At 57.6% G+C, this 25,647-nt stretch carries 24 protein-coding genes; 6 read left to right on the forward strand and 18 right to left on the reverse strand.

Translation table 11 applies throughout. The annotated features are described in order from the left end of the window. Positions 1-64: 64 nt before the first annotated feature. Both rmuC and udp read right to left on the reverse strand, forming a co-directional pair. Complete coding sequence (gene rmuC / locus AC4ICF_RS22260; RefSeq protein ID WP_316380881.1) at positions 65-1,522, reverse strand: DNA recombination protein RmuC; 1,458 nt, start codon at positions 1,520-1,522, stop codon at positions 65-67. 139 nt (positions 1,523-1,661) lie between these two features. Then, positions 1,662-2,423 (reverse strand): uridine phosphorylase, encoded by a 762-nt coding sequence (gene udp, locus AC4ICF_RS22265; protein WP_003860792.1) that lies wholly within the window; start codon positions 2,421-2,423, stop codon positions 1,662-1,664. 255 nt (positions 2,424-2,678) lie between these two features. Here udp and AC4ICF_RS22270 point away from each other — a divergent pair, with 255 nt between their 5' ends. Beyond that, on the forward strand, positions 2,679-3,485 hold the full coding sequence (locus AC4ICF_RS22270; protein WP_048976905.1) for a dienelactone hydrolase family protein: 807 nt from the start codon (positions 2,679-2,681) through the stop codon (positions 3,483-3,485). A 48-nt stretch (positions 3,486-3,533) separates the two neighbouring features. On the opposite strand, the gene metE is transcribed toward AC4ICF_RS22270, so the two are convergent. After that, positions 3,534-5,795, reverse strand: coding sequence for a 5-methyltetrahydropteroyltriglutamate--homocysteine S-methyltransferase (gene metE / locus AC4ICF_RS22275; RefSeq protein WP_316380880.1), 2,262 nt, complete (start codon positions 5,793-5,795; stop codon positions 3,534-3,536). Between the two features lie 115 nt (positions 5,796-5,910). Between metE and metR the strand changes: the two genes are divergently transcribed. Next, the gene (metR, locus tag AC4ICF_RS22280; RefSeq protein WP_116343712.1) at positions 5,911-6,864 is read left to right on the forward strand and encodes an HTH-type transcriptional regulator MetR; all 954 of its coding nucleotides are present in this window, start codon (positions 5,911-5,913) and stop codon (positions 6,862-6,864) included. Here metR and AC4ICF_RS22285 read toward each other — a convergent pair. The 3 genes from AC4ICF_RS22285 to pldB all read right to left on the reverse strand — a co-directional run bounded on the left by AC4ICF_RS22285 (position 6,752) and on the right by pldB (position 9,558). Then, on the reverse strand, positions 6,752-7,651 hold the full coding sequence (locus AC4ICF_RS22285) for a carboxylate/amino acid/amine transporter (protein ID WP_316380878.1): 900 nt from the start codon (positions 7,649-7,651) through the stop codon (positions 6,752-6,754). The genes metR and AC4ICF_RS22285 overlap by 113 nt on opposite strands. 82 nt (positions 7,652-7,733) lie before the next feature. Further along, a complete protein-coding gene (yigL, locus tag AC4ICF_RS22290; protein WP_045336944.1) occupies positions 7,734-8,534 on the reverse strand; it encodes a sugar/pyridoxal phosphate phosphatase YigL in 801 nt (266 codons plus the stop codon). A 31-nt stretch (positions 8,535-8,565) separates the two neighbouring features. Next, positions 8,566-9,558: a lysophospholipase L2 gene (pldB, locus tag AC4ICF_RS22295; RefSeq protein ID WP_316380875.1), complete on the reverse strand. Its 993-nt coding sequence runs from the start codon at positions 9,556-9,558 to the stop codon at positions 8,566-8,568. A gap of 111 nt (positions 9,559-9,669) precedes the next feature. Between pldB and rhtB the strand changes: the two genes are divergently transcribed. After that, complete coding sequence (gene rhtB, locus AC4ICF_RS22300) at positions 9,670-10,290, forward strand: homoserine/homoserine lactone efflux protein (protein ID WP_316380874.1); 621 nt, start codon at positions 9,670-9,672, stop codon at positions 10,288-10,290. On the opposite strand, the gene rhtC is transcribed toward rhtB, so the two are convergent. The 3 genes from rhtC to pldA all read right to left on the reverse strand — a co-directional run bounded on the left by rhtC (position 10,287) and on the right by pldA (position 13,758). Continuing rightward, positions 10,287-10,907, reverse strand: coding sequence for a threonine export protein RhtC (gene rhtC / locus AC4ICF_RS22305; RefSeq protein WP_116343709.1), 621 nt, complete (start codon positions 10,905-10,907; stop codon positions 10,287-10,289). The two genes, rhtB and rhtC, sit on opposite strands and share 4 nt — an antisense overlap. Positions 10,908-10,968: 61 nt before the next feature. Continuing rightward, the gene (recQ, locus tag AC4ICF_RS22310; RefSeq protein WP_316380873.1) at positions 10,969-12,798 is read right to left on the reverse strand and encodes an ATP-dependent DNA helicase RecQ; all 1,830 of its coding nucleotides are present in this window, start codon (positions 12,796-12,798) and stop codon (positions 10,969-10,971) included. Between the two features lie 90 nt (positions 12,799-12,888). Next, positions 12,889-13,758 carry a phospholipase A gene (gene pldA, locus AC4ICF_RS22315; protein WP_151413035.1) on the reverse strand — a complete coding sequence of 290 codons (870 nt, stop codon included), beginning with the start codon at positions 13,756-13,758 and terminating at the stop codon, positions 12,889-12,891. A 162-nt stretch (positions 13,759-13,920) separates the two neighbouring features. Here pldA and yigI point away from each other — a divergent pair, with 162 nt between their 5' ends. Next, positions 13,921-14,388, forward strand: a complete 468-nt coding sequence (gene yigI / locus AC4ICF_RS22320; RefSeq protein ID WP_028014789.1) for an acyl-CoA thioesterase YigI — start codon at positions 13,921-13,923, stop codon at positions 14,386-14,388. A gap of 51 nt (positions 14,389-14,439) precedes the next feature. After that, on the forward strand, positions 14,440-15,336 hold the full coding sequence (rarD, locus tag AC4ICF_RS22325) for an EamA family transporter RarD (RefSeq protein WP_116343708.1): 897 nt from the start codon (positions 14,440-14,442) through the stop codon (positions 15,334-15,336). 76 nt (positions 15,337-15,412) lie between these two features. On the opposite strand, the gene corA is transcribed toward rarD, so the two are convergent. The 8 genes from corA to lptM all read right to left on the reverse strand — a co-directional run bounded on the left by corA (position 15,413) and on the right by lptM (position 22,344). Beyond that, positions 15,413-16,363, reverse strand: a complete 951-nt coding sequence (gene corA / locus AC4ICF_RS22330) for a magnesium/cobalt transporter CorA (protein ID WP_008501540.1) — start codon at positions 16,361-16,363, stop codon at positions 15,413-15,415. Between the two features lie 150 nt (positions 16,364-16,513). After that, positions 16,514-16,570, reverse strand: a complete 57-nt coding sequence (ysgD, locus tag AC4ICF_RS22335; RefSeq protein WP_212743980.1) for a YsgD/CorL family protein — start codon at positions 16,568-16,570, stop codon at positions 16,514-16,516. 149 nt (positions 16,571-16,719) lie between these two features. Next, a complete protein-coding gene (gene uvrD, locus AC4ICF_RS22340; protein WP_316380885.1) occupies positions 16,720-18,882 on the reverse strand; it encodes a DNA helicase II in 2,163 nt (720 codons plus the stop codon). Positions 18,883-18,961: 79 nt separating this feature from the next. Next, positions 18,962-19,678, reverse strand: coding sequence for a 5-amino-6-(5-phospho-D-ribitylamino)uracil phosphatase YigB (gene yigB, locus AC4ICF_RS22345; protein ID WP_116343706.1), 717 nt, complete (start codon positions 19,676-19,678; stop codon positions 18,962-18,964). Beyond that, on the reverse strand, positions 19,678-20,580 hold the full coding sequence (xerC, locus tag AC4ICF_RS22350) for a tyrosine recombinase XerC (protein ID WP_316380871.1): 903 nt from the start codon (positions 20,578-20,580) through the stop codon (positions 19,678-19,680). Before xerC ends, yigB begins: the two co-directional genes overlap by 1 nt. After that, positions 20,577-21,284 (reverse strand): DUF484 domain-containing protein, encoded by a 708-nt coding sequence (locus AC4ICF_RS22355; RefSeq protein ID WP_316380869.1) that lies wholly within the window; start codon positions 21,282-21,284, stop codon positions 20,577-20,579. The genes xerC and AC4ICF_RS22355 overlap by 4 nt, the downstream gene beginning before the upstream one ends. Next, positions 21,281-22,105 (reverse strand): diaminopimelate epimerase, encoded by an 825-nt coding sequence (gene dapF, locus AC4ICF_RS22360; protein WP_061096761.1) that lies wholly within the window; start codon positions 22,103-22,105, stop codon positions 21,281-21,283. Before dapF ends, AC4ICF_RS22355 begins: the two co-directional genes overlap by 4 nt. A gap of 35 nt (positions 22,106-22,140) precedes the next feature. Then, a complete protein-coding gene (lptM, locus tag AC4ICF_RS22365) occupies positions 22,141-22,344 on the reverse strand; it encodes an LPS translocon maturation chaperone LptM (RefSeq protein WP_041911830.1) in 204 nt (67 codons plus the stop codon). Positions 22,345-22,479: 135 nt separating this feature from the next. On the opposite strand from lptM, the gene cyaY reads away from it, so the two are divergent. Further along, positions 22,480-22,800: an iron donor protein CyaY gene (gene cyaY, locus AC4ICF_RS22370; protein WP_003860816.1), complete on the forward strand. Its 321-nt coding sequence runs from the start codon at positions 22,480-22,482 to the stop codon at positions 22,798-22,800. Between the two features lie 43 nt (positions 22,801-22,843). Here cyaY and cyaA read toward each other — a convergent pair whose 3' ends face one another. Further along, positions 22,844-25,387: a class I adenylate cyclase gene (gene cyaA / locus AC4ICF_RS22375; protein ID WP_116343703.1), complete on the reverse strand. Its 2,544-nt coding sequence runs from the start codon at positions 25,385-25,387 to the stop codon at positions 22,844-22,846. Between the last annotated feature and the right edge of the window lie 260 nt (positions 25,388-25,647).

The following is a 25,647-nucleotide window of genomic DNA, read 5'->3' on the forward strand; positions in this document are numbered from 1 at the left end:
CAGAGCCTGCTAATCAGTCAAATGTTCGTGAAGTGTAACAGATTGGGCGCAATTGCCCTACGATTCAACCACCGCGAAAGAAACGCGCCGGCTGTTCATCTGGCGATAAACCCGCCGCTAAATCGTTGTCCTGGCTGAGGGTATTTTGTTCATCCCTGCCCTCACGCAGACGGAACTCTTCGTCCTGCGCTGTCGCCTGTTCGACCAATTCCGGATTAATCTCGCGTTTAACCTCCACCCCCAGGCTGCGGAATGCTTCAGCCTGCGCAAGCAGGTTGCCACGCCCCGAGGAGAGCTTTTTCATTGCCTGGCGGTAGTTATCCTGCGCACGGTCCAGGCTTTGCCCGACGGAAGACATATCGTCCACGAACAGACGCATTTTGTCGTACAGCTTGCTGGCGCGATCGGCAATCTGCTGGGCATTGCGGCTCTGGTGCTCATAGCGCCACAGGTTGGCAATGGTCCGCAAGGCCACTAACAGCGTGGTGGGGCTGACCAGCATAATGTTATTTTTCAGCGCTTCAGTGATAAGCTCAGGCTGTCTGTCGAGCGCCAGCAAAAACGCGGGTTCGACCGGGATAAACATCAGCACGTAGTCCAGCGAGCGCAGCCCCGGCAGCTGCTGATAATCCTTTCTGCCCAGCAGGCGAATATGGTTACGCACGGAAGCAATGTGCTCCTGCAGCGCCGATTCGCGCGTGTAGTCATCTTCGGCATTGAAGTAACGCTCATAAGCCACCAGCGTCATTTTGGCGTCAATGACCACATCTTTGCCCTGTGGCAGCCGCACAATCACATCCGGCTGCATGCGCGAGTGGGCGTCGTTTTCGATACTTACCTGCGTTTCGTATTCATATCCTTCCCGCAGGCCGGAGGCTTCCAGCACGCGGGTAAGTACCACTTCCCCCCAGTTACCCTGAGTTTTGTTATCGCCTTTCAGCGCCCGCGTCAGGTTGACCGCCTCCTGTGCCATCTGCGCATTCAGCTGCTGAAGATTGCGAATCTCATGGGCCAGCGTGTGGCGCTCGCGGGCTTCCTGACCAAAGCTGTCCTGCACCTGACGGCGAAAGCCGTCCAGCTGTTCGCGCAGCGGCGTCAGGAGGCTGTTCAGGCTCTGGCGATTCTGTTCGTCAACGCGGCGGTTGCTGTGCTCGAAAATGCGGTTAGCGAGGTTCTCAAACTGCTCGCTGAGGCGCTGCTCGCTGTTAATCATCTGGCGGATTTTGTCTTCGGCGTGCAACTGAGTGGACTCAAGGCGGGTAGTCACTTCGCGGAGATCGGCCTCCAGCGAGGTGTTGATATCACGCAGGTTACGCAGTTCGTTATTGAGCAGCTCGCACTCGTCGCGCCAGTGGTCGCTCAGCGCAACCTGTTGTTTTGCCGCGCTAAGCTCGGCGACGATCTCTTCCCGCTCAGCCAGCTGCTCGGCTTTCTGCTGCGCGTGCTGGTAACTGGAAATCAGCCAGCCTATCCCTACGCCCGCCAGCGCAATCACCGCATAAATCAGGATTGAGATATCCACAATGCCCCCTGCATCAACGTATTACCCGCACAAAATAAGATTGTGCTGTATAAACGTCCAGTTTGAAAGGGTTTTCCTGCGAGGCGCTACGCAAAAAATAAAGGCCGAACGCGTCGGCCTTTTATCTCAGAGAGGAGAACTAGATCAGGCGGCGAGCCGCTTCAACCACGATTTTCACCGCATGACTTTCGGTCTGCTTCATGGTTTCGGCGTTCGGGATCTCCTGCTGGGTACGGTTGACGATAACGCCCGCCACCATACCGGCACGCAGACCCTGGCTTGCGCACATGGTCAGCAGCGTTGCGGATTCCATTTCGTAGTTCATCACGCCCATAGACTGCCACTCTTCCATTGAGCCTTTGAAGCGGCTTACAACGCGGCCAGAGAAGGTGTCGTAACGCTCCTGGCCCGGGTAGAAGGTATCGGAAGAGGCGGTTACGCCCACGTGAGTGGTTGCGCCCACGGATTTCGCCGCTTCAACCAGCGCGGTGGTGCACTCGAAATCAGCCACTGCCGGGAATTCCATCGGCGCAAAGTGCAGGCTCGCGCCGTCCAGACGCACGGACGCGGTCGTCACCAGCACGTCGCCGACGTTGATGTGCGGCTGAATAGCGCCGGTGGTACCGATACGCAGGAAAGTACGAATGCCCAGTTGCGCCAGCTCTTCAACCGCAATCGAGGTAGACGGGCCACCGATACCGGTAGAGCACACAATCACCGCTTTGCCATCCAGCTCTGCGCGCCAGGTGGTGAATTCACGATGGGCAGCCAGCTTGACCGGCTTATCCATCAGCGCGGCGATCTTTTCCACACGCTCCGGATCGCCAGGGACGATAGCGAGCGTAGCCCCTTGTAAATCGTTTTTAGTGAGGCCGAGATGAAAAACATCAGACTTAGACATAGGTGACTCCTCTGTGGGTCGGTTAGTCAGAAGAAGTAAAACGGTACTTTACAGAAGCAGTAAGCATATTTTCGTGACGAACCTCACCATGAATGAAAATGATTACATTGAATTTCCATAAAAAAGTGATTTACATCACATTAACAAGTTATATCGCCAGGTGCTGCACAAAAGATAGACCGTTTAAGGCACTGTGAGTTGTTAACCTGGTGTCTATATTTACCTTTGCGCTAACTCATTGGTACGGAGAATGCCATGACTGAAAAAATCGGTTTTGCACCTGCTGCGGCCCCACATGCTTCAACCATCGTGTCGACGCCAGAAGCGGCAATTACCGCGGGTGAGACCTCCATTCCCTCGCAGGGGGAGAATATGCCTGCTTATCACGCACGGCCAAAATCGGCAGACGGCCCGCTGCCCATCGTGATTGTGATTCAGGAGATATTTGGTGTTCACGAACACATTCGCGACCTCTGCCGCCGGCTGGCGCTGGAAGGGTATCTGGCCGTTGCGCCAGAGCTCTACTTCCGTCAGGGCGATCCGAACGACTACAGCGATATTCCAACATTGCTCAGCAACCTGGTCAGCAAAGTCCCGGACGCGCAGGTGCTGGCCGATCTCGATCACGTCGCCAGCTGGGCGGCGCGCAACGGCGGCGATCCGCATCGTCTGCTGGTCACCGGTTTCTGCTGGGGCGGACGCATTAGCTGGCTGTATGCCGCGCATAACCCGCAGCTCAAAGCCGCTGTCGCCTGGTACGGCAAACTGGTGGGTGAAAAAACGCTGAATTCACCGAAACATCCCGTGGATATCGCCACCGAGTTAAATGCCCCCGTGTTAGGGCTTTACGGTGGACAGGACACCGGTATTTCGCTGGATTCGGTAGAGACCATGCGCCATGCGCTCCGTGCGGCCAATGCGAAGGCGGAGATCGTGGTGTATCCGGATGCCGGGCATGCGTTTAACGCGGATTATCGTCCGAGCTATCACGCTGAATCGGCTAAAGATGGCTGGCAGCGGATGCTGGCGTGGTTTAGCCAGTACGGCGGTAAGAAGGCGTAATAACAAAAAAGCCCGGTGGCGGCTACGCCTTACCGGGCAATCCAGCACCTACGCCTGACGCAAATTCTGTGCCGCCTTCACCATGTTGGCGAGCGCCGCGCGCGTCTCTGGCCAGCCGCGAGTTTTCAGTCCGCAGTCCGGGTTCACCCACAGGCGCTCTGCAGGGATGCGCTGGGCCGCTTTTTTCAGCAGGGCTTCAATCCACTCCACGCTCGGCACGTTCGGGGAGTGAATGTCGTACACGCCCGGCCCGATTTCATTCGGATAGTCGAACTCTTCAAACGACTCCAGCAGCTCCATGTCTGAACGCGAGGTCTCGATGGTGATTACGTCAGCGTCCAGCGCGGCAATCGAATCCATGATGTCGTTAAATTCGCAGTAACACATGTGGGTGTGGATCTGGGTATCGTCCTTAGCCACCGCAGCGTTGATGCGGAACGCTTCCACGCCCCACTGCAGGTAAGCATCCCAGTCGCTGCGGCGCAGCGGTAAACCCTCGCGCAGCGCCGGTTCGTCAATCTGGATGATGCCAATCCCCGCAGCTTCCAGATCCGCCACTTCATCACGCAGCGCCAGCGCAATCTGTTTGGCAATGGTCTCGCGGGTCACGTCTTCACGCGGGAACGACCAGCAGAGAATGGTAACCGGGCCGGTGAGCATGCCTTTCACCGGCTTGTCGGTCAGGGACTGCGCGTACTTCGCCCACTCAACCGTGATCGGTTCCGGACGGCTGACGTCACCGATGACCACCGGCGGCTTCACGCAGCGGGAGCCGTAGCTCTGCACCCAGCCGTTTTGGGTAAAGACGAAGCCGTCCAGGTGTTCACCGAAGTATTCCACCATATCGTTACGCTCGGCTTCGCCGTGCACCAGCACATCAAGCCCCAGGCGCTCCTGCTCGATAATCGCCTGCTTGATGTGTTCCGCGATGCCGGTGCGGTAGTGGTTCGCATCCAGATTGCCCTTTTTGAAGTCCAGACGCAGGCCGCGGATCTCCGTAGTCTGTGGGAAGGAGCCGATCGTCGTGGTCGGCCACGCAGGAAGGTTGAAGCGGGCGCGCTGGGCTTCGGCACGTACCTCATACGGGCTCTGGCGCTGGCTATCCTGGGCGGTGATGGCCGCCAGACGTTTTGCCACCGCCGGGTTGTGCACGCGGGACGAGTGACGACGCGCCTGGATCGGTGCGCTCCAGTCGGTAATCGCCGCCGTGTCGCCGCTGTTCAGCGCGTCGCACAGCAGCGTTAGCTCTTCGCATTTTTGCAGGGCGAAGGCAAACCAGCTTTTCACTTCAGGGTCGAGGCGGGTTTCCACACTCAGATCGATCGGACTGTGCAGCAGCGAACAGGATGATGCCACCCACAGTTCACGTTTACCGACGATGTCTTTAATTTGTGCGTATTTCTCGGTCAGATCGGCGCGCCAGACGTTACGGCCGTTGACCAGACCGGCGGAGAGCAGCCAGTCTGCGGGCAGGCGCTTGTGCAGTTCCACCACATCGTCCTTACCGTGAACCAGGTCAACGTGAAGGCCCTGAACCGGCAGCGCGGTAATGGTCTTCAGGTTCGGCGTCACGCCTTCGAAATAGGTGGTGAGCAGGAGTTTTACCTGTCCGGCGAGCGCGTCATACGCCGGTTTGAAGGCATCGAGCCAAACCTGGGGAAGCTCCAGCACCAGCGCAGGCTCGTCGATTTGCACCCACTGGATACCGCGCTTGCCCAGCTCAATCAGCACCTGCTTATAGACCGGAAGAATATCGTTCAGCAGGCTGAGGCGGTCAAACTGCTCGCCCTTCACTTTACCCAGCCACAGGTAGGTTACCGGCCCCAGCAAAACGGGCTTCACCTGGTGTCCCAGCGCCAGCGCTTCATCCACCTCCTCCAGAAGCTGCGTCCAGGTCAGCTTAAACTGCTGGCCTTTGACGAACTCCGGCACCATATAGTGATAGTTGGTATTAAACCACTTGGTCATTTCCGCCGCTGCCGCTGGCTCACCCGTTGGTGCGCGGCCACGGCCGATGCGAAACAGGGTATCAATATCCACCGATCCATCTTTGTTCTGATGACGAGCCGGTACGTTGCCAAGCAGCAGGCTGGTCGTCAGAACATGGTCGTACCAGGCGAAGTCGCCCACCGGCAGCAGGTCAATGCCCGCCTGTTTTTGCTGATCCCAGTGGCGGGCGCGCAGCTCCCGCCCCACCGCCAGTAGTTCTTCACGGGAGGCGTTGCCCGCCCAGTAGCTTTCTTGCGCTTTTTTCAGCTCGCGACGCAGGCCAACGCGAGGGAAACCGAGAGTGTGATTGCGGATTGTCATGGTGTGCCCCTTGTGAAATTCGTTATTTAGACGTCCAGATGTTTACACTTCTATAATTGGCAGGTACTGTATATTCCTCAAGCGCAAAATGTTCATGGCGGAGTGAAGGACTTTCATGATCGAGATTAAACACCTGAAAACGCTACAAGCGTTGCGGAACTGCGGTTCGCTCGCGGCGGCTGCGGCCACGCTGCACCAGACCCAGTCCGCCCTTTCTCACCAGTTCAGCGATCTGGAACAACGCCTCGGATTTCGTCTTTTTGTGCGTAAGAGCCAGCCCCTGCGCTTTACGCCGCAGGGTGAAATTCTTCTTCAGCTGGCGAATCAGGTGCTGCCGCAGATCGCCAGCGCGCTGCAGGCGTGTAACGAGCCGCAGCAGACCAAACTGCGCATCGCCATTGAGTGCCACAGCTGTATTCAGTGGCTGACCCCCGCGCTTGAAAACTTTCGCCAGAAGTGGCCGCAGGTGGAGATGGACTTTAAATCCGGCGTGACGTTCGACCCGCAGCCTTCGCTCCAGCAGGGCGAACTGGATCTGGTGATGACGTCCGACATCCTGCCGCGCAGCGGCCTGCATTATTCACCGATGTTCGATTATGAAGTGCGCCTGGTGCTGGCGCCGGACCATCCGCTGGCGGCCAAAACGCGCATCACGCCGGAAGACCTGGCGACGGAAACGCTGCTAATTTATCCGGTCCAGCGCAGTCGTCTGGATATCTGGCGCCACTTCCTGCAGCCAGCAGGCATTAGCCCGCAGCTGAAAAGCGTGGATAACACCCTGCTGTTGATTCAGATGGTGGCGGCCAGCATGGGGATTGCGGCGCTGCCGCACTGGGTGGTGGAGAGTTTTGAACGCCAGGGTCTGGTGGTCACCAAAACCCTGGGAGAAGGACTGTGGAGCCGGCTGTACGCCGCCGTGCGCGACGGAGAGCAGCGTCAGCCCGTTACGGAAGCGTTTATTCGCTCAGCGCGGAACCACGCGTGCGACCACCTTCCGTTTGTGCGGAGCGCGGAGCGACCCAGCGGCGATGGACCCACAGCGAAGCCAGGATCACCGCTCCCCCAATAAGGAAGCTCGGCCAGTGCGGCTGTTCCTGCCAGATGGCGAGGTTCACCAGCAGCCCCGCTGGCACATGCACGTTGTTCATGATCCCCAGCGTCCCGGCGTCGACCTGCGTAGCGCCGTAGTTCCACATGAAGTACCCCAACCCTGACGCCACCACGCCCAGCCAGACCAGAACGCTCCACTGCACGTTGGTGGTCGGCAGCTTTTGCGGGTTGCCGAGCAGAAACCACGCCGCCACCGCGACAATCGCCGCACCCATATAGAACCACGCAAACGCGTTGTGCTGCGGCATAGGGCGGGTTTCCATCAGGCGTTTGTAGCCTACCATGCCGATAGCAAAGCTGATATTGGCGAGCTGGACGAACATCAGCCCGGTCCAGAAGTGATCGCTTACTTTGTCATAGCGAATTATCGCCGCACCGACCACCGCCAGCGCGGCGCTCAGCAGGTATCCCCAGCGCAGACGGCGTCTGCTGAGCAGGTCGTAAATCAGCGTGATATAGAGCGGCGTCAGCACGGTAAAGAGCAAGAATTCAGAGACGGACAAGTAGACGTAAGCCCGGAAGCTAAACAGATACATGATGCCGAGCTGCATCGCGCCCACCAGCATGTAGAGCAAAATGGTTTTCAGCGATTGCCCGCGCGTGCGCAGGAACGGCAGGAATACCAGCGCCGCCAGCCCCACGCGCATCAGCACCGAGAAGTAGCTGTCGACCGAACCGGCAAGGTATTCGCCAATCAGGCTAAAGGAGAAGGCCCACAGGATAGTGGTGATAATGAGTAGCGCCACAATGCTTGTCTCTCAGAAAGAAGGAGAGGCATTGTAGCGAACTCTTTAGTTGACAACTGAGCAATAAACAACCAAATGAAGATTATTCAAGGAAAAGCTTGCGCAGATACTTCGGTACCGCGTTGTCTGCGTTGGTGCCGATCACTTCCAGCTCCGGGTGCAAATCTTTCAGACGCTGGTGTGCGTTTTCCATAATGCAGCCCTTGCCTGCCATCGAAAGCATCTCGGCGTCGTTCATGCCGTCGCCGAAGGCGATACAGTCCTTCAGCTCAAAGCCCAGTCGTTTCGCGACGGCTTCGAGCGCGTGGCCTTTTGAGACGCCCCCGGCCATTACTTCCAGACAGGTCACGGTGGAGAAGCTCACGTTGACGCGATCGCCCCATCGGGCGTTGATCGCCTGTTCCAGCGGCAGCAGCTCTTCGTGGCTGTCGCAGGTGAAGAACACCTTGCTGATCCCCTCTGGATCCAGCAAACCCGGCTCATAAAGGGAGTAGTTGAATACCGCTTCCCTGAAGAAACGCATTTCATCCGGGCGGTGGCGATTCATGAACCATTCGTCGTCGCGGTAAACGTTAGTGACGATAGCCGGGTTGTTATGCACCACGCCGAACAGATCGGCGGCAATATCGCGATCCAGGTTGTGCGTAAAGATCAGGTTGCCGTCGGTATCATGCACGCGCGCACCGTTGGAGGTGATCATGTACGACTTGATCTCAAGGTTATCGCGGATCTGCCCCACGTCCACGTGGTGGCGGCCGGTGGCAAACACAAAGTTCACACCACGGGCGGTCAGAAGCTTTAAGGTCTCTTTCGCGTAAGGCGACAGGGTGTGGTCGGGGGAAAGCAGTGTGCCATCTAAATCAGATGCAACAACCTGGTACATAGGGATTTCAACCTCTGGTGGAAAACAATAATCAATTATGCCTGTTGAAAAATTCAACAATGGCGTTAAGCGCGACTGAGCGCATAGCGTCCTTTTCAAAAAGGATCTCATGGAACGCGCCGTTGATGACCAGCGGTTTACCCCCTTCGCAGGGGTGCCCCGCCGCAGCGCGCAGTTCACAATAGCGGTCATGCATGCGGTTATCCACCACACGCTCTTCTTCCGCCTGAATCAGAAGCGTCGGCGTGTCATCATCGCCTACGCCCGCCAGCACCTGCTCACCAGCCAGAATACCCTCCCGCACCCAGTGCCAGGTCGGGCCGCCGACGCGCAAGCGCGGTTCATCGGCATAAAAGCGCAGGTTGCGGCGATAGCGCTGCCGACTGTGGGTCAAGACGTTGATGGCGAACGGCAATGCGCGCCAGCGTCCGGTTCCGATGGCATAGCCTTCACGAATGCGCTGATGGCCCTCAGCCCAGTCGAGTAGATGGCGCACCATCCAGTCGGGGAAGCGAATAACGATACCGTACATCGGCGCGGTAAGCGCAATGGCGTCGCACTGGTGCTCATACCGCTGCAAAAACAGCGTCGAAATGGCACCGCCCATGGAGTGCGCAAGGATATACCGCTTGCGCCAGGGGCCGGGCTGCAATTCCTGCTGCCAGAATGCGGCAAAATCGTCGACGTAATCGCTGAAGCGATCCACGTGCCCACGGTGCGTGTCGGGCAGCATACGCCCGGACAGCCCCTGCCCACGGTGGTCGATGATCAGCACATCAAAACCCATATGGACCAGATCGTAGGCCAGTTCGGCATATTTAACGTAGCTTTCGATACGCCCAGGGCAGACCACGATCACCCGGTCATTTTTTTCATTGCGGAAACGAACGAAGCGCACCGGGATGCCCCCGACGCCGGTAAACTCGTCTTCCTCGCGCTGCCGCCAGAAATCGGTCAGCGGCCCCATTGAGAAAGCAGCAAATCCGTTTTCTCGTGTTTCCCAGTCCTTTTTCTGCTGAAACATTGGGTTTCCACTCACGTAATCCAGGGAATATCGTTTTTTTTCGTCACTGGTCACAAAATGACTCAACAATAGCGTATTGTGGCATAAAAATAGACGGTTCGGGAGTTTCAAATGACCTTCGAGTGGTGGTTCGCCTATCTGCTGACATCCGTAATCCTCAGCCTTTCACCCGGCTCTGGCGCCATTAACACCATGACCACCTCCATCAACCACGGCTATCGCGGTGCGGCGGCGTCGATTGCCGGTTTGCAGACCGGGCTGGGCATTCATATTGTGCTGGTCGGGATTGGTCTGGGGACCCTGTTCTCCCGCTCCGTGCTGGCCTTTGAAGTGCTGAAATGGGCCGGGGCGGCGTATCTGATTTGGCTCGGTATCCAACAGTGGCGCGCGGCAGGCTCCATCAACCTGAATACGCTCGCTCAGACGCAAAACCGCGGCCATCTGTTTAAGCGCGCGGTGTTCGTTAACCTGACCAACCCGAAGAGCATCGTTTTCCTCGCCGCCCTGTTTCCGCAGTTTATCGTGCCGCATCAGCCCCAGGTGATGCAGTACGTGGTGCTGGGTGCGACCACGATTATTGTCGATATTATCGTGATGATTGGTTACGCGACGCTGGCGCAGCGAATTGCGGCGTGGATTAAAGGGCCTAAGCAGATGAAGGCCCTGAATAAAGTTTTTGGCTCGCTGTTTATGCTGGTTGGCGCGCTGCTCGCGTCAGCGCGTCATGCTTAGCGAGAAATGATGAGATGAATGCCGAAGCCGGCGAACAGCGCGCCGGCGAAGCCGTCGATCCACTTCGCGATACGCTGGTAGCCGCGGCGCATCGCCGGTAAGGCGAACAGGCTGGCCACAATGGTAAACCAGGCAAAGGTTTCAACGACGATCAGCAGGAAGATGCCCCAGCGTGCGCCCGCGCCGACGCTGTCGCCGACAAACAACGAGAACACGGAGCCGAAATAGATAATCGCTTTCGGGTTCGCCAGGTTGGTCAGCAGCCCTTTTACAAAGCTGCGTCCGCCCGTTGCCAGCTCTACTTTTGGTTCTTGCGGTTTTTGCTCTTCTTTCTTCAGCGCCCCGCGCAGCATCTGGTAGCCCATCCAGCACAGGTACAGCCCGCCGCCAACCATAATGATGTTATGCAGCCAGGCCATCTTCGCCAGGATCAGGTTCAGACCGAGCAGCGCGACCGCCGCCCAGACCATAACGCCCATGGTGATACCGAGCACGCCCATCATCGCTTCTTTGCGGGAGCGGCTGACGGCCGTTTGCGACACGAAGAAAAAGTCAGGGCCGGGGCTCATCAGCGCAACGATGTGCACTAACGCCACGGTGAGAAATAGCATTAACATAATTAGCTCGCGGGGAAATAATTTAGTGAGTCATCATCCTGGCACTTTTTCGCCCGGCTGACTACTCCTCATCATCACCATCAACGTGGGAACGGATGAGCGCCATAAACTCTTTACCAAAGCGCTCCAGCTTGCGCGTGCCGACGCCGTTGACGCTGAGCATTTCGCTGGCGCTAAGCGGCATCTGCTCGGCCATCTCGATCAGCGTCGCGTCGTTGAACACCACGTAAGGCGGGATATTCTCTTCATCGGCGATGGCTTTACGCAGCTTGCGCAGTTTGGCGAACAGCTTGCGGTCGTAATTGCCGCCGTACGATTTTTGCATCACCCGCGGCTTGAGGGCGACCACGCGCGGCACGGCGAGCTTGAGTTCAACATCACCGCGCAGTACCGGACGCGCCGCTTCGGTCAGCTGCAGGGCGGAGTGCTGGGCAATGTTCTGCGTGGCAAAGCCGAGGTGGATCAGCTGACGAATAATGCTGACCCAGTGCTCGTGGCTCTGGTCTTTACCGATGCCGTAAACCGGCAGCTTGTCGTGGCCCATGTCGCGGATACGCTGGTTATTGGCACCGCGCAGCACTTCTACCACGTAGCCCATCCCGAAGCGTTGATTCACGCGGTAAATGGTAGAGAGCGCTTTGCGCGCGTCCATCAGGCCATCGTACTGCTTCGGCGGATCGAGACAGATATCGCAGTTGCCGCACGGCTCCTGTCGCCCTTCACCAAAGTAGTTGAGCAGCACCAGACGGCGGCAGGTTTGCGCTTCAGCGAAGGCGCCCATCGCGTTGAGCTTGTGGCGCTCGATGTCCTGGAGCTGGCCCTGTGGCTTCTCTTCCAGACAGCGGCGCAGCCACGCCATATCGGCCGGATCGTAAAACAGCATCGCTTCCGCCGGCAGACCGTCACGCCCGGCGCGGCCGGTTTCCTGATAGTAGGATTCGATATTGCGGGGGATGTCGAAGTGCACCACAAAGCGCACGTTCGGCTTGTTGATGCCCATCCCGAACGCCACCGTCGCGACGACGATTTGCAGGTCATCGCGCTGGAATTTCTCCTGCACGTCGGCGCGGATGTGGTTCTCTAACCCGGCATGGTAAGCAGCGGCGCTAAAGCCGCGGTTTTGCAGACGCGCGGCGGTGTCTTCCACCTTAGCACGGCTGTTGCAGTAGATGATGCCGGACTTGCCGCGCTGCTCCTGCACGTAGCGCAGGAGCTGATCCAGCGGCTTGAACTTTTCCATCAGCATATAGCGGATGTTAGGGCGGTCGAAGCTGCTGACCTGAATATACGGGTCGTTCAGCCCCAGCAGGCGAACGATATCCAGACGCGTGGTGTCATCTGCCGTGGCGGTAAGCGCCATAAACGGCAGCTCGGGGAAGCGCTTACGCAACTGGCCGAGAGCGGCGTATTCCGGGCGGAAATCGTGTCCCCACTGGGAGATACAGTGCGCTTCATCGACCGCCAGCAGGACCGGGTTCCAGTGCGCCAGGTGATCGAGGAAGTTATCCAGCATCAGGCGCTCTGGCGCGATATACAGCAGGCGAATCTGCCCGGTGCGGCACCCGGCCATGACCTCTTGCTGCTGCTCGCGGGTTTGCGTCGAGTTCAGACAGGCCGCCGCCACGCCGTTGGCGAGCAGCTGGTCCACCTGGTCTTTCATCAGGGAAATGAGAGGCGATACCACGACCGTCAGGCCGTTCAGCACCAGCGCGGGCACCTGATAGCAGAGAGATTTACCGCCGCCAGTCGGCATTACTACCAGACAGTCCCGGCCTTCCAGCACGGTTTCAATGATGGTTTCCTGGCCGGGGCGGAACTGCTGGTAGCCAAAGGTTTCATGCAAAACCTGTTTAGCCAGCGACTCCTGATTCAATACTTCCGCCTGCGCCACGTTAACCCCATTTGCGAAAAATAAAACAGGCGCTATTTTCAGCGCCTGAGAGAGAAACTTCAACGTTTAACGCAAAAACATTCGAGCAGCCTAGAGAATATCGTTCAGCATTACGCCTACGCCAACGCGAGTCTGGTTAAAGTTGTAGTCGATCAGCGACTCGCCATAGCCGCTATACACTTGGGTATAGAGACGCACGTGCTTCGTCACCGGATAGCTTAAGCCCACTTCAGCACCGCCGTAGCCGGTGTTCCAGTTGTACTGGCCTTTCGCGCTCAGCACGGCTTCGCCTAGCTGGTAGCCGACTTTGAGCTGGTAGTAGCCCATATATTTGGTAATGTCCGGGTTATCATCCGTGCTACCGACCACGTACCACGGCTTCACTTCCACCATCCAGTTGCCGTTCTGCGCCATCAGGCGCGTATAGGCACGGTTCCAGCTGCGTGAAGTAGGGTCAGACCGGCCGTTAGAGTCGTGATTAAAACCGACCTCAACGTCACGCAGCGTCCAGCCAGCGAATTCATAATCCGTTGCGAAGCCGAGGAAGAGCTGCGGCTCATAGTTGGTTTCACGGAACGGTGAAGATTCGCCGCTGTTAGAGAGCTGCCACCAGGATTTCTGCGTGTAAGAGGCACCGAGCACCGAGTTCGGCCCCAGAATACCGCGCCAGAACGGGAACGCGAGGCTGAGCTGGAACTTCACCTCATCTTTACGCGCATTATCAGACCAGTTATAAGAGCTTATCGCCTCTTTGTTGAGATCGCTGGTCTGGGTATAAATCACGTAGTTCGTGTCATACGGGTAGAGCGTGAACGGGTTGTCATGCTCCTGAAGCATATTGGCGATAATGCTGCCCTTAACGGCAGGCTTATCATGGACTTCTTTGATCGTCGCTTCCTGCGCATATGCTGTGAGGGGCAGCGCAACCGCCGCCAGTAACCAGGCCAGATACGTCCGCATCGGTGGTGTTCTCCTGCAAAGAGTAAAATTACCTGAATAGTTATGAGGCGAACATTCTACAGACTTCTGCGATAACTGCTGCATCCTCGTTTCTGAAAGTGGAATTCCTTATTGCTGAGGCATAAAATCAACATTTCATTAACAATAAGGATGTGATGCCTCATGTCAGCCATGCTTACCGCCGAAGAAGTGTTAAAACTCGTGGGCGAGATTTTTGTTTACCATATGCCGTTTAACCGTGCGCTGGGACTGGAGCTGGAGCGTTACGAGAAAGAGTTTGCCCAGTTAAGCTTCAACAACCAGCCGATGATGGTGGGTAACTGGGCGCAAAGTATTTTGCACGGCGGGGTGATTGCCTCCGCGCTGGATGTGGCGGCAGGCCTGGTCTGCGTGGGCAGTACGCTGACCCGTCATGACACCATCAATGAAGACGAACTCCGCCAGCGTCTGGCGCGCATGGGCACTATCGATCTGCGCGTCGACTATCTTCGCCCGGGCCGCGGAAATCGCTTCACCTGCACCAGCAGCCTGCTGCGCGCGGGGAATAAAGTTGCCGTGGCGCGTGTTGAATTACACAACGAAGAACAGGTGTATATCGCCAGCGCAACCGCTACTTATATGGTGGGTTGAGGCGGCAAAATCGGGTAAAATTGCTTCACTTTTTTGTAACGGATTTTCCCGATGGATGCTAAACAGACGCGGCAGGGCGTTTTACTCGCCCTTGCCGCTTATTTTATTTGGGGTATCGCCCCGGCGTACTTCAAATTTATCGCCTATGTACCGGCCGATGAGATCCTCACTCATCGCGTCATCTGGTCGTTCTTCTTTATGATCGCGCTGATGAGCATCAGCCGTCAGTGGTCCGGTGTTAAAACGCTGCTCAAAACCCCGAAAAAGGTCCTCCTGCTGGCGCTCTCTGCGGTGCTGATTGGCGGAAACTGGCTGCTGTTTATCTGGGCGGTGAATAACCACCACATGCTTGAAGCAAGCCTCGGTTATTTTATTAACCCGCTGGTGAACATCGTGCTGGGGATGATTTTCCTCGGTGAGCGCTTCCGCCGGATGCAGTGGGTGGCGGTGATTCTGGCCTTCTGCGGCGTGCTGGTGCAGCTCTGGACGTTTGGCTCGCTGCCAGTTATCGCCCTCGGTCTGGCGTTCAGCTTTGCCTTCTACGGCCTGGTACGTAAGAAGATTGCGGTGGAAGCCCAAACCGGGATGCTGTTTGAAACCCTGTGGCTACTGCCGGTGGCGGCGATTTATCTCTTCGGTATCGCCGACAGCCCCACCAGCCATATGGGCAGCAACACGTGGTCGCTGAACCTGATGCTGATGGCGGCGGGTGTGGTGACCACCATTCCGCTGCTGTGCTTTACCGGTGCGGCGACGCGCCTGCGTCTCTCCACGCTGGGCTTCTTCCAGTACATTGGCCCGACGCTGATGTTCCTGCTGGCGGTGGTGTTTTACGGCGAAGTGCCGGGTGCGGATAAGATGGTGACGTTCGCCTTTATCTGGGTGGCACTGGCGATTTTTGTCGCGGATGCGATTTATACCCAGCGCAGGGCGCGCAAAGGGCTGTGATGTTGCCCTCACCCTCTCCCACAGGGAGAGGGAATTCGATCGTAGGGCGGGTAAGCGCAGCGCCACCCGCCAGATTTTACAGCCAGTTACGACGCTTAAAGTAGAGATACGGCGCCAGCCCGGCGAGGATCATGAAGATAATCGCCCCCGGGTAGCCAAAGCTCCACTTCAGCTCAGGCATAAACTCAAAGTTCATCCCATAGCTGGACGCCACCAGCGTCGGCGGCAGGAACACCACGGACACCACCGAGAAGATCTTAATGATGCGGTTCTGCTCGATGTTGATAAAGCCCATCGCCGCCTGCATCAGGAAGTTCACCTTCTGGAACAGGGATTCGTTGTGCGGCAGCAGGGATTCGATATCGCGCAGGATCTCACGCGCCTGCTCCAGCTGACCGCCCGGCAGACGCGCCTTGCGCACCAGGAAGTTCAGCGCGCGCTGGGTATCCATCAGACACAAACGCACCTTCCAGCCGATATCCTCCAGCTCTGCCAGCGTTGACAACGCTTCATCGTACTCATCGCCCTGATGGCCTTCCATGATCACGCGGCTCAGCTTTTCCAGATCGCTGTAGATGTTTTCAATTTCGTCCGCCAGCTGTTCAATTTTGGTCTCGAACAGATCGAGCAGCAGCTCGTAAGCGTTACCGTCCACCATCGCCTGGCTGCGGGCGCGCATGCGGTAGAGACGAAATGCCGGCAGCTCACGCTCGCGTAGAGTGAACAGACGACCGTCGCGAATGGTAAACGCCACGGTGGAGTTACCCGCGTGGTCTTCTGCATCTTCAAAGAAGAAGAAGGAGTGAATGTGCAGGCCGTCTTCATCTTCAAAGAAACGCGCGGAGGCTTCGATGTCTTCCAGTTCCGGGCGGGTTGCCAGGCTTTGCCCCAGCTCAGATTGTACGCGAAGGCGCTCATCGTCGTCCGGCTCGACCAGATCCACCCATACGGCATCAATGAGGGGCTGTGACTCTTCGGCTTCAAGCCGAGTCAGTCGGTTATTTTCGAGTTGAAATGCGCTCAACATGACCGGGACTCCCAATGCAAAAAATATCGGACAGTTCGGTGGGCACACAGAAACAAATTGGGTTTCAGACCATTAAACAGCCTGACTCAGCGCGACGGGAATAATGCAGTCGCTGACAACCACTAAGGCCATCAGCAAGAGGAGATAGCCTTAGGAGTTGTTCCTGGATGACAGGGAATTGAGCCAGTATCTACTGGGTGTGTCCAAGGCGAATGTCCTCTTAGCGTAATCGTGCGCGCATGTTACGCCAGCTATAACTGTGGCGTCAACACGCAACGGAACGCTGAAGGGCATTAATTGACCTTCAACGTATAAGGCTAGCAGATTATTACAAAATAATGATATATTTCTGAATGTTAGACTGTTTCCAGCTTCGCATAGGCCGCCACCAGCCATTTAATCCCCTGCCCCTGGAACGCGACCTGCAGGCGGCTGTGCTCGCCGCTGCCTTCCAGATTCACAATGGTGCCTTCGCCAAACTTCGAATGGCGCACGCGCTGGCCAAGCTTATAACCGGTGTCGGTTTCAGAGATCGGCGACCCCATGCGCGGATGGCTAATCGGGCGGCTGATGCTGGCGCGCAGACGCACCTCCTCCACGCACTCCTCCGGCAGTTCGCCGATAAAGCGCGACGGACGGTGATAGACCTCTTTACCGTACAGGCGGCGGGTTTCCGCGTAGGTTAGCGTTAGCTTTTGCATCGCACGCGTCACGCCCACGTAGGCCAGTCGACGTTCCTCTTCCAGACGCCCGCCTTCATCCAGCGACATCTGGCTCGGGAACATTCCTTCTTCCATCCCGACGATGAACACCTGCGGGAACTCCAGACCTTTGGCGGAGTGCAGGGTCATCAGCTGAACCGCATCCTGCCAGGTGTCAGCCTGCCCTTCGCCCGCCTCCAGCGCAGCGTGGGAGAGGAACGCCTGCAGCGGCATCAGATCTTCGTCTTCTTCGTTATAGCTGAACTGGCGCGTTGCCGTGACCAGTTCCTCTAAGTTCTCAATACGGGTCTGGCCCTTCTCGCCTTTTTCCTGCTCGTACATGGTGCGCAGGCCGGAGTCTTTAATCACCCGGTCGGTCTGCACGTGCAGCGGCATGTCGGCGGTTTCCTGCGCCAGGGCATCAATTAATTCCAGGAAGCGCTGCAATGCGCTGGCGGCACGTCCAGCGAGGGCTTTTTCCTGGAGCAGCTCGCGGCACGCCTGCCACAGCGTCAGCTGGCGATCGCGCGAGGCCTGACGCACTACGTCCAGCGTACGGTCGCCAATGCCGCGCGTCGGCGTATTGACGACGCGCTCAAACGCCGCGTCGTCGTTGCGGTTAGCGATCAGGCGCAGGTATGAGAGCGCATCTTTGATTTCCTGACGCTCGAAGAAGCGCATGCCGCCGTAAATGCGGTAAGGCATGCTCACCTGCAGCAGCGCCTCTTCCAGCACGCGCGACTGGGCGTTGCTGCGGTAGAGAATAGCGCACTGCTCCAGCGCGCCGCCGTTGTCCTGCCAGGTTTTGATGCGGTTCACCACGAACCGGGCTTCGTCGAGCTCGTTGAAGGCGCAGTAAATCGAAATCGGTTCGCCGTCGACGCCGTCGGTCCACAGCTTTTTCCCCAGACGCCCGTTATTATTCTCAATCAGGGCGTTGGCCGCGCTCAGGATGTTGCTGGTTGAGCGGTAGTTCTGCTCCAGACGAATGGTTTCCGCGCCGGGGAAATCGTTGAGGAAGCGCTGGATGTTCTCCACCTGCGCCCCGCGCCAGCCGTAGATCGACTGGTCGTCATCGCCCACGATCATCACCTTGCCGGTATCCCCCGCCAGCAGGCGGATCCACGCGTACTGGATGTTGTTGGTATCCTGGAATTCGTCCACCAGGATATTGGTGAAGCGTTCGCGGTAGTGCTGCAGGATGTGCGGCTTGTTGAGCCACAGCTCGTGGGCGCGCAGCAGCAGCTCGGCGAAATCCACCAGGCCGGCGCGATCGCACGCTTCCTGGTAGGCCTTGTAGACGTTCTGCCAGGTCTGCTCGACCGGGTTGCCGAAGCTCTGAATGTGGTGCGGGCGCAGCCCCTCGTCCTTCTGGCCGTTGATGTACCACATCGCCTGACGCGGCGGCCACTGCTTCTCGTCGAGATTCATCGCCTTGATCAGGCGCTTCAGCAGACGGAGCTGATCTTCGCTGTCGAGGATCTGGAAATCCTGCGGTAGATTGGCGTCCATATGGTGCGCGCGCAGCAGGCGGTGCGCCAGGCCGTGGAAGGTACCAACCCACATGCCGCCCTGGCTGGTGCCCATCAGTTGGGCGATGCGGTGGCGCATCTCCGCCGCCGCCTTGTTGGTAAACGTGACCGCCATGATGGAGTACGGCGAGCAGTTCTCCACGCTCTGCAGCCAGGCGATGCGGTGAACCAGCACGCGCGTCTTACCACTGCCCGCCCCAGCCAGAACCAGCAGGTTGGTGCGCGAGGCGGCAACCGCGTCACGCTGTTTGTCATTAAGGCTGTCGAGCAGGTAAGAAACGTCCATTGGCACCGTCACGTCATGTCGGGCAGGCAACTGTTTCCATTCGCCAAAACCCTGTTAATTTATACAGAACAATTGATGATTATATCAGCGTCGTGAGGGATGCCAACCGCGAAATTTCCACGTGCGGCAGAAGACGGCTGTCGGTTGCGGTCATCAGCTCCGCATTTTCTGGCCTGATCCAGCAGGCCTGCATCCCGCAGCGGATGGCGCCGGCCACGTCCGTGGTCAGGTCATCCCCCACGTGCAGGATCTCACCCAGCGGCAGGTTAAGTTTATCTGCCGCCAGATGGTACATGTCACTGAACGGCTTCGCGCGCCCGTGCGGACCCGCGCGCAGCACGAACTCAAAGTAATCGCTGAGACCAAACAGCTCCGGCTGGGCATTACCGTTGGTAATGGCCACCAGCGGCCACTTTTCGGCAAGCGTCGCCAGCGTGTCGTGGGTCTCCTGCGGCACGTCGATACGGCTGCGCCATTTGGCGAAGTTTTCCATTGCCGCTTCAGCACCGATGGCCGCATCCTGCGCGCTCAGGCCAGCGTTGAGCATCGCCTGCTCAACCGCACGGCGACGCCATTCGGTCACATCATGGTAAATGTCCGGTTCGGTCTCCCGCAGGGACTGGCGCAGCTTCTGGAAATCCTTGTTTTGCATCGCTTTCAGCGCGGGGTGGTAGTTCTGTACAAACGCCAGCGACTCCTGCTCGGTACGCAGGATCACCTCGCGGTTGTCATAAAGGGTGTCATCAAGGTCAAACGTCAGGGCTGAGATCTGACCTAGTGGGCGGTAAAAACGCATTATTTCCCCCGTTTGGCGCGTGGATGCGCCGCGTCATACACCGAGGCAAGGTGTTGGAAGTCTAAGTGGGTGTAGATTTGAGTGGTCGACAGATTCGCGTGGCCAAGCAGTTCCTGCACGCCGCGCAGATCGCCGCTCGATTCCAGCATGTGTGTCGCAAAGGAGTGGCGCAGCTTGTGCGGGTGAACGTGGCTGTTCAGCCCCTGCTTAATGCCCCACTCCGCAAAGCGCTTCTGCACGTTACGCGCCGAGATCCGCTTGCCGAGCTTCGATAAAAACAGCGCATCTTCTTCCGCGCCAAACAGCCCGCGCAGATCCAGCCAGTGCTCAATCCAGGAGACCGCATTGCGGCCAATCGGCAGGCGACGCTCTTTGCTGCCCTTGCCCATCACCCACACTTCGCCGGTGTCGAGATCGAGATGATTTAAGTCGAGGTTCACCAGTTCAGACAGACGCAGGCCTGCGCCGTACATCACCTCCAGCATCGCGCGGTCGCGCACGGCGAGCGGATCGTTAAGATCGATATCCAGCAGGCGGTTTACGTCGTCGACGTCGATATTTTTCGGCAGATGGCGCGGAGCTTTCGGCGTGGCGATCCCTTTCGCCGGGTTGGCTTTCAGGCCGCCCTGGCTGACCAGCCAGTCGAAGAAACTGCGCAGCGCGGAGAGCCGGAGCGCCAGGCTTGCCGGACTGAGATTTTTTTTTCGGCTACGCACGACGAACCCGCGGACCGTGGCAGCATCACATTGTTGCCAGCTTTTCAGGCCGATTTCGTCGGCAATCTGCATGATGGCATCAAGCTGACGCTGATAGTTGAGCAGCGTGACAGGGCTGAGCTGACGCTCAACGCCCAGATAGCGCAGAAAGCGCGAGACGTCAGTGGCGAGCAGTCCGTCCGTCATACGCGTTCAATCCAGCGCTCCAGCAGCTCGGGCAGCATCAGGGCGATCTCCTGCAGCAGGTGCGTGGCTTGCCCCTGCTCGTAGTGGTGCGCGTCGCGGCTGGTAAATAATATTACCCCCAGGTCACCATCGCGCCCCATCAGCGACATTGCCACCGAGCCAATCGCTTTGGCTTCCGGTAACACCACCAACAGCTCTGGCCCGTTAAGCGGCCCCAGATAGTGGTGCGCATGGCCTAGGCGCTGAATGCGCAGCGGCTCAAACGCCTGACGGCTCAGAGCCAGATGGGTGAACCCCGACGGTGCGCCAATGCGCCAGCAGTCAGGGAACAGACGAATCGTTGCGCCTGCCAACCCCAACTCCCGGGCCCAGCGGTGGAAGCGGCTGAGGAACTCGTCAAGGCTGTGCGCCGACGCCAGACGCGCCTGAAGATGCAGCAGACGATAGAACAGGCTTTCGTTGGTGCTGGCCTGCTCCATCAGCAGCGTCATGTTCTCTTCAAGCTGATTGATGTGGTTGCGCGAGCGCGCCATGTGCCATTCGACCAGCGACACGGTCCCGCGAACCGGATGCGGCACGCGCATCTGTTCAACGACGCGCGCATTGCGAATAAAAAACTCAGGATTGTTCAGCAGATAATCAACAACAGCGCTGTCGTCCAGTTCCGTCACTGTTTCCTGCAGTTCTTCCCCTGGTTGTTTCATAGATGGATAAACCCGTCATAAACATGTGTCGCCGGGCCCGTCATATACAGTGGATGACCCGGTCCTTTCCAGGCGATATCAAGCCGACCGCCCGGTAATTCCACGCGAACCTCTTCTGCCAGTAACCCCTGAGAGATCCCGACGGCGACGGCCGCACAGGCACCGCTTCCGCAGGCCTGAGTCTCGCCCGCGCCGCGCTCGTACACCCGCAGGCGGATGTGCTCACGCTTCACCACCTGCATAAAGCCGATGTTCGCGCGCTCCGGGAACCGCTCGTGGCTTTCCAGCACCGGACCGAGCGTTTCGACCGCCGCAGTTTCCACGTCATCCACCTGAATCACGCAGTGCGGGTTACCCATCGAAACGACGCCGCACAATACTGTCTGCTCGGCCGCACGCATAATATAGGTCTTTTCCGCTTTGTTTGCGCGAAACGGCACGGCGGAAGGCTCGAAATTAGGCTCGCCCATATTCACGCGCACCAGCTCGTCGTCAGTGACGCTGAGCACCATGCGGCCGTTAGCGGTGCTGACCCGAATATCGCGCTTGTTGGTCAGCCCTTTCAGGCGGACAAAGCGGGCAAAACAGCGCGCGCCGTTGCCGCACTGGTTAACCTCGCTACCGTCCGCGTTAAAAATACGGTAGTGGAAATCGAGGTCGGGATCGTAGGGCGGCTCAACCACCAGCAGCTGATCGAACCCCACGCCCACGTGCCGATCCGCCAGTCGACGGATCAGCTCCGGGGAGAAAAACACATTCTGCGTTACCGCGTCGACGACCATAAAATCGTTGCCAAGGCCATGCATTTTAGAGAACTGCATCATTTGCTCCATTGCGCGGGTACAGAACGTTGTCGTCAGAGGTTAACCTGAGTTGGGCCACCGTTGTCGCCACGATCGTTAGTCTTTGGCGTGGAAGACTCGATGCCGCTGTTAACAGGTTTTGTCGGCGGCGGCGCGGTTTTATCCGCAGGTGGAAAGTAGAGTGGTCCCTTCAGTCCGCAGCCGGTCAGGCTAAACAGCGTGATGAGAACGGCAAGCGTTCGGAAAGCGTTTTTCATTATAAAGTTGCCCGTAAGTTCAAATCTGTTTCTATCATCGCAGGAGAAGACACAAAAGCAAGAGTTTGCCGCTTTCCTGCAACGGGAATTATTTAGCGTTATACTGCCGCCATCACGAAAAACAGGAACAAAACCATGAACGACAGTGAATTCCATCGCCTTGCCGACACCCTGTGGATGACCATCGAAGAACGTATCGACGACTGGGACGGCGACAGCGATATCGATTGTGAAATCAACGGCGGCATTCTGACCCTGAGCTTCGAAAACGGCAGCAAAATTATTATTAACCGCCAGGAGCCGCTTCACCAGGTGTGGCTGGCGGCCAAACAGGGCGGCTATCACTTTGATCTGAAGGGTGACGAGTGGGTTTGCGACCGCAGCGGCGAAACGTTCTGGGATCTTCTTGAACAGGCGGCGACCGCGCAGGCGGGTGAGGATGTAAGTTTCAGGTAGTTTTGTTGCCCGGTAAGGCGTAGCCGCCACCGGGCGAAAAGCCTCAGGAGAAATATTGCTGCAACAGCGGTGCGGTATCCTGATTAGCGGGTACTGCTGGGGTAATCGCCTGCGTACGGAACGGGATCACCTGCGCTCGCCCATCCACGTTCACAATCTGGTAGAACTGCGGCAGGTTGAAGTTGATAAAGCTGGAACCGTAGGTAAAGCGGTCATGCGAGGAAGAGTAGAAGCGGCTGACGTCGCGCACCAGCTCCTCTTTGCTGCCTTCACAGTGGTGATACACCTCGGCGCGGTTGGTCTCATCCAGAATGTAGATGTTGAACCCGGCATCGTCGCCAGACTCTTCAAAGAAGAACTGAATAATCCCTTCACTGGCAAAGCCGTCCACCACCTGCGGCAGCTTGACGTGGTTGGTTTCCACCTGAACTGAGAGGCCATGCAGCTTGTTGTGTGAAATCGCGCCGTAGAACTCAATGGCGTTTTCCAGCTTCTGTACCGACACGTTCAGACGCTCGAAGAACAGGCCCCAGGTCTGCCCGGAGACGCGCAGCGCTTTAAAGCGCCCGGTTTCCTGACGGGTGCTGGAGAGACGTAGCTCGATACATTCAGAAACCAGCTGCTGCACGCGGGTACGAATTAAACCACGCAGGTGCTGGCTGTAGCAGAACACTTCGACGCTGTCCGGCGGCGCGGCGTCCTGGTGCATCTTGCCGAGAATGGTTTTCAGCGCTTCGATCATCGCCTGCTCGCCGTTAAAGTGCAGGGTACGCACTTCGTTCCACGAGTTGCGGTACAGCAGGTCTACGCTGCCCACCAGGCAGTTTTGCTGCTCACCAAAGCTGAACACGTCCAGCTTGCGGAAGTCAAAATGAACCACCTGATTGCGGAAGGCCGCCGTCGGGTCGTATTCCAGGTTGACGATGATCGCCAGATGGCGGATCTCGCACGGGCTGTAGAGCGCTTTTGGCGTTGGCGCAGGCAGACGCAGCGGGAAGTGGTGCGAGACATCCGCCACCATCTCCTGCAGCTTGGCTAAATCGACCACCTCGTTGCCCTTGATAAACAGGCGCGTGCGCGAGGTCAGCAGGCCGTTAAACCAGGCCCACGCCACCAGCTTGTTCAGGTAGCGGTTATACTCCAGCGGCTGATGGCTGATGATCGAATCCATGCTTGGCGCACGGTTGTACAGATACCACCCGGTGCGGTTTGCGCGACCCGGCGGCACGTAAATAAAGGTCAGGTTTGGTTCAGACAGGTCAGGCGAAATCTGCGGGTTAACCAGGGTCACTTTGCCCGGGAGCGCTTCAAACGCGGCGTACAGCTTACGGGTTAACACCCCGATATCCTGCGGGCTGGCGGACACGCTGAGGTTGTTGCGGCGCGCAAAGCGAATCAGGTTACGGTAGCTCTGCATCATTGCGTCGAGCAGTTCATTGTGCGCTTCACGCACCTGATCGATCTTCCAGTTGGCGCGGTTATCGAGCATGGACAGACGCGCTTCGTCCCATCCCCACTCTTTCACTAGCTGACTGACCACTTCACGACGCCAGCCCACGCAGGCGCGCTCGCGGCTCAGCTTTTCACAGACTTTGAGATAGAAACATCGACGCACCAGGTCAAGACGCGTGGAATCATCAATGGCTTTCAGGTATTCGGTAACGCGCTCCAGCATCATGCAGTAGGCATCGAGCCCGTAGGAGACAATCTCCCCGTCGTGCAGGCGCTGCTTGATATCTTTCGCCAGCAGGCGCGGCGTAGGGTATTCCCACGAGTAGGCTTCGAGCAGCAGCGTTTTCAGCACCGCTTTATACGGTGAATCGATACTTTTGTAGAGCTGCCAGAGGCTTGCGCCAAAGTACTCTTCGGCGGACAGAGAGCTGAGGCCGCCCAGGTCCAGCCATTCGTTTGGCGTCAGTACGCCCTGCGCGTAAAGCGACATGACGTAGTCGTCGTAATGCTCTTCTTCTTCGCACGGGACCATATTCCACAGAATACGCTTCCCGGCGAGGCGAACGGCAGTACGGTAAAATTCATCCAGCAGCAGGATGTGCTGAGTCGAGCCGCAGTCTTCACCACCCAGGCTGCCGCTTTCGTTATGGCGGAAACGGTTTTCATCAATCAGGAAGAAGCTCACTTCCACGCCGAGCGAGGCCGCCCAGCTCTCCAGCAGGCTGCATTTACGCTGCAGCAGTTGGCGCTCTTCGTTATCGAGCCAGGATTGATGGCAGACCCAGATATCCAGGTCCGAAGAACAGCTCTGCCCTACCGATGAGGTACTCCCCATTGAGTAAACGCCGGTGATAGGCAGTTCACCTTTCGGAGAAACCTGAGGCGGCATGCCGCGGTAGAGTTCCAGCTCGTTCAGATAATGCTGTTGGGTTTCATCAGGCGTGAAGAGGCAAATGCCCTGGGGAACGTTACCATCAAGGTAGCCAGGCATCAGCGGATGGTGATAGTGCAATAATGTCGGCAGCAGACTGTATACCTGCTGGAAAGCAGGGCCCATGGCAGCAAGCGCGCGATCCACACGCAGTTGATTTATGGCATCCAGTCTCTGTTTCAGAGTCTCAATATAGAGGTACAAGACGTATCGCCTGATGTTTCCGGGTGTCGTAAGCTATTCAAAACACGAACAACAGCGAGCCCGCAGTATTTCAAAAAGATAACCGTTACCCTTTTTTCGCCCTTGTGATTATGGTGGTACCGACGAAAAAATGGTCTAAAACGTGATCAATTTAACACCTTGCCGGTTGACCGTAAAGAAAGATGCGCTACATACAAGTGTAGCACCGTTCTGTACGTGTAAATTCCTGAATACGGCTATGGCTGACGAATACGCCGCCT

It is taken from the genome of Enterobacter sp. ECC_219_Taxon_10, assembly GCF_058354905.1.

Coding starts and splice junctions, on each gene's coding strand:
- rarD (WP_116343708.1), top strand. CDS start 14,440: ATGGATGCTAAACAGACGCGGCAGGGCGTTTTACTCGCCCTTGCCGCT.
- dapF (WP_061096761.1), bottom strand. CDS start 22,105: ATGCAGTTCTCTAAAATGCATGGCCTTGGCAACGATTTTATGGTCGTC.
- rhtC (WP_116343709.1), bottom strand. CDS start 10,907: ATGTTAATGCTATTTCTCACCGTGGCGTTAGTGCACATCGTTGCGCTG.
- metR (WP_116343712.1), top strand. CDS start 5,911: ATGATCGAGATTAAACACCTGAAAACGCTACAAGCGTTGCGGAACTGC.
- cyaY (WP_003860816.1), top strand. CDS start 22,480: ATGAACGACAGTGAATTCCATCGCCTTGCCGACACCCTGTGGATGACC.
- corA (WP_008501540.1), bottom strand. CDS start 16,363: ATGTTGAGCGCATTTCAACTCGAAAATAACCGACTGACTCGGCTTGAA.
- rhtB (WP_316380874.1), top strand. CDS start 9,670: ATGACCTTCGAGTGGTGGTTCGCCTATCTGCTGACATCCGTAATCCTC.
- udp (WP_003860792.1), bottom strand. CDS start 2,423: ATGTCTAAGTCTGATGTTTTTCATCTCGGCCTCACTAAAAACGATTTA.
- pldB (WP_316380875.1), bottom strand. CDS start 9,558: ATGTTTCAGCAGAAAAAGGACTGGGAAACACGAGAAAACGGATTTGCT.
- pldA (WP_151413035.1), bottom strand. CDS start 13,758: ATGCGGACGTATCTGGCCTGGTTACTGGCGGCGGTTGCGCTGCCCCTC.
- xerC (WP_316380871.1), bottom strand. CDS start 20,580: ATGACGGACGGACTGCTCGCCACTGACGTCTCGCGCTTTCTGCGCTAT.
- yigL (WP_045336944.1), bottom strand. CDS start 8,534: ATGTACCAGGTTGTTGCATCTGATTTAGATGGCACACTGCTTTCCCCC.
- metE (WP_316380880.1), bottom strand. CDS start 5,795: ATGACAATCCGCAATCACACTCTCGGTTTCCCTCGCGTTGGCCTGCGT.
- AC4ICF_RS22270 (WP_048976905.1), top strand. CDS start 2,679: ATGACTGAAAAAATCGGTTTTGCACCTGCTGCGGCCCCACATGCTTCA.
- lptM (WP_041911830.1), bottom strand. CDS start 22,344: ATGAAAAACGCTTTCCGAACGCTTGCCGTTCTCATCACGCTGTTTAGC.
- yigI (WP_028014789.1), top strand. CDS start 13,921: ATGTCAGCCATGCTTACCGCCGAAGAAGTGTTAAAACTCGTGGGCGAG.
- yigB (WP_116343706.1), bottom strand. CDS start 19,678: ATGCGTTTTTACCGCCCACTAGGTCAGATCTCAGCCCTGACGTTTGAC.
- uvrD (WP_316380885.1), bottom strand. CDS start 18,882: ATGGACGTTTCTTACCTGCTCGACAGCCTTAATGACAAACAGCGTGAC.
- AC4ICF_RS22355 (WP_316380869.1), bottom strand. CDS start 21,284: ATGAAACAACCAGGGGAAGAACTGCAGGAAACAGTGACGGAACTGGAC.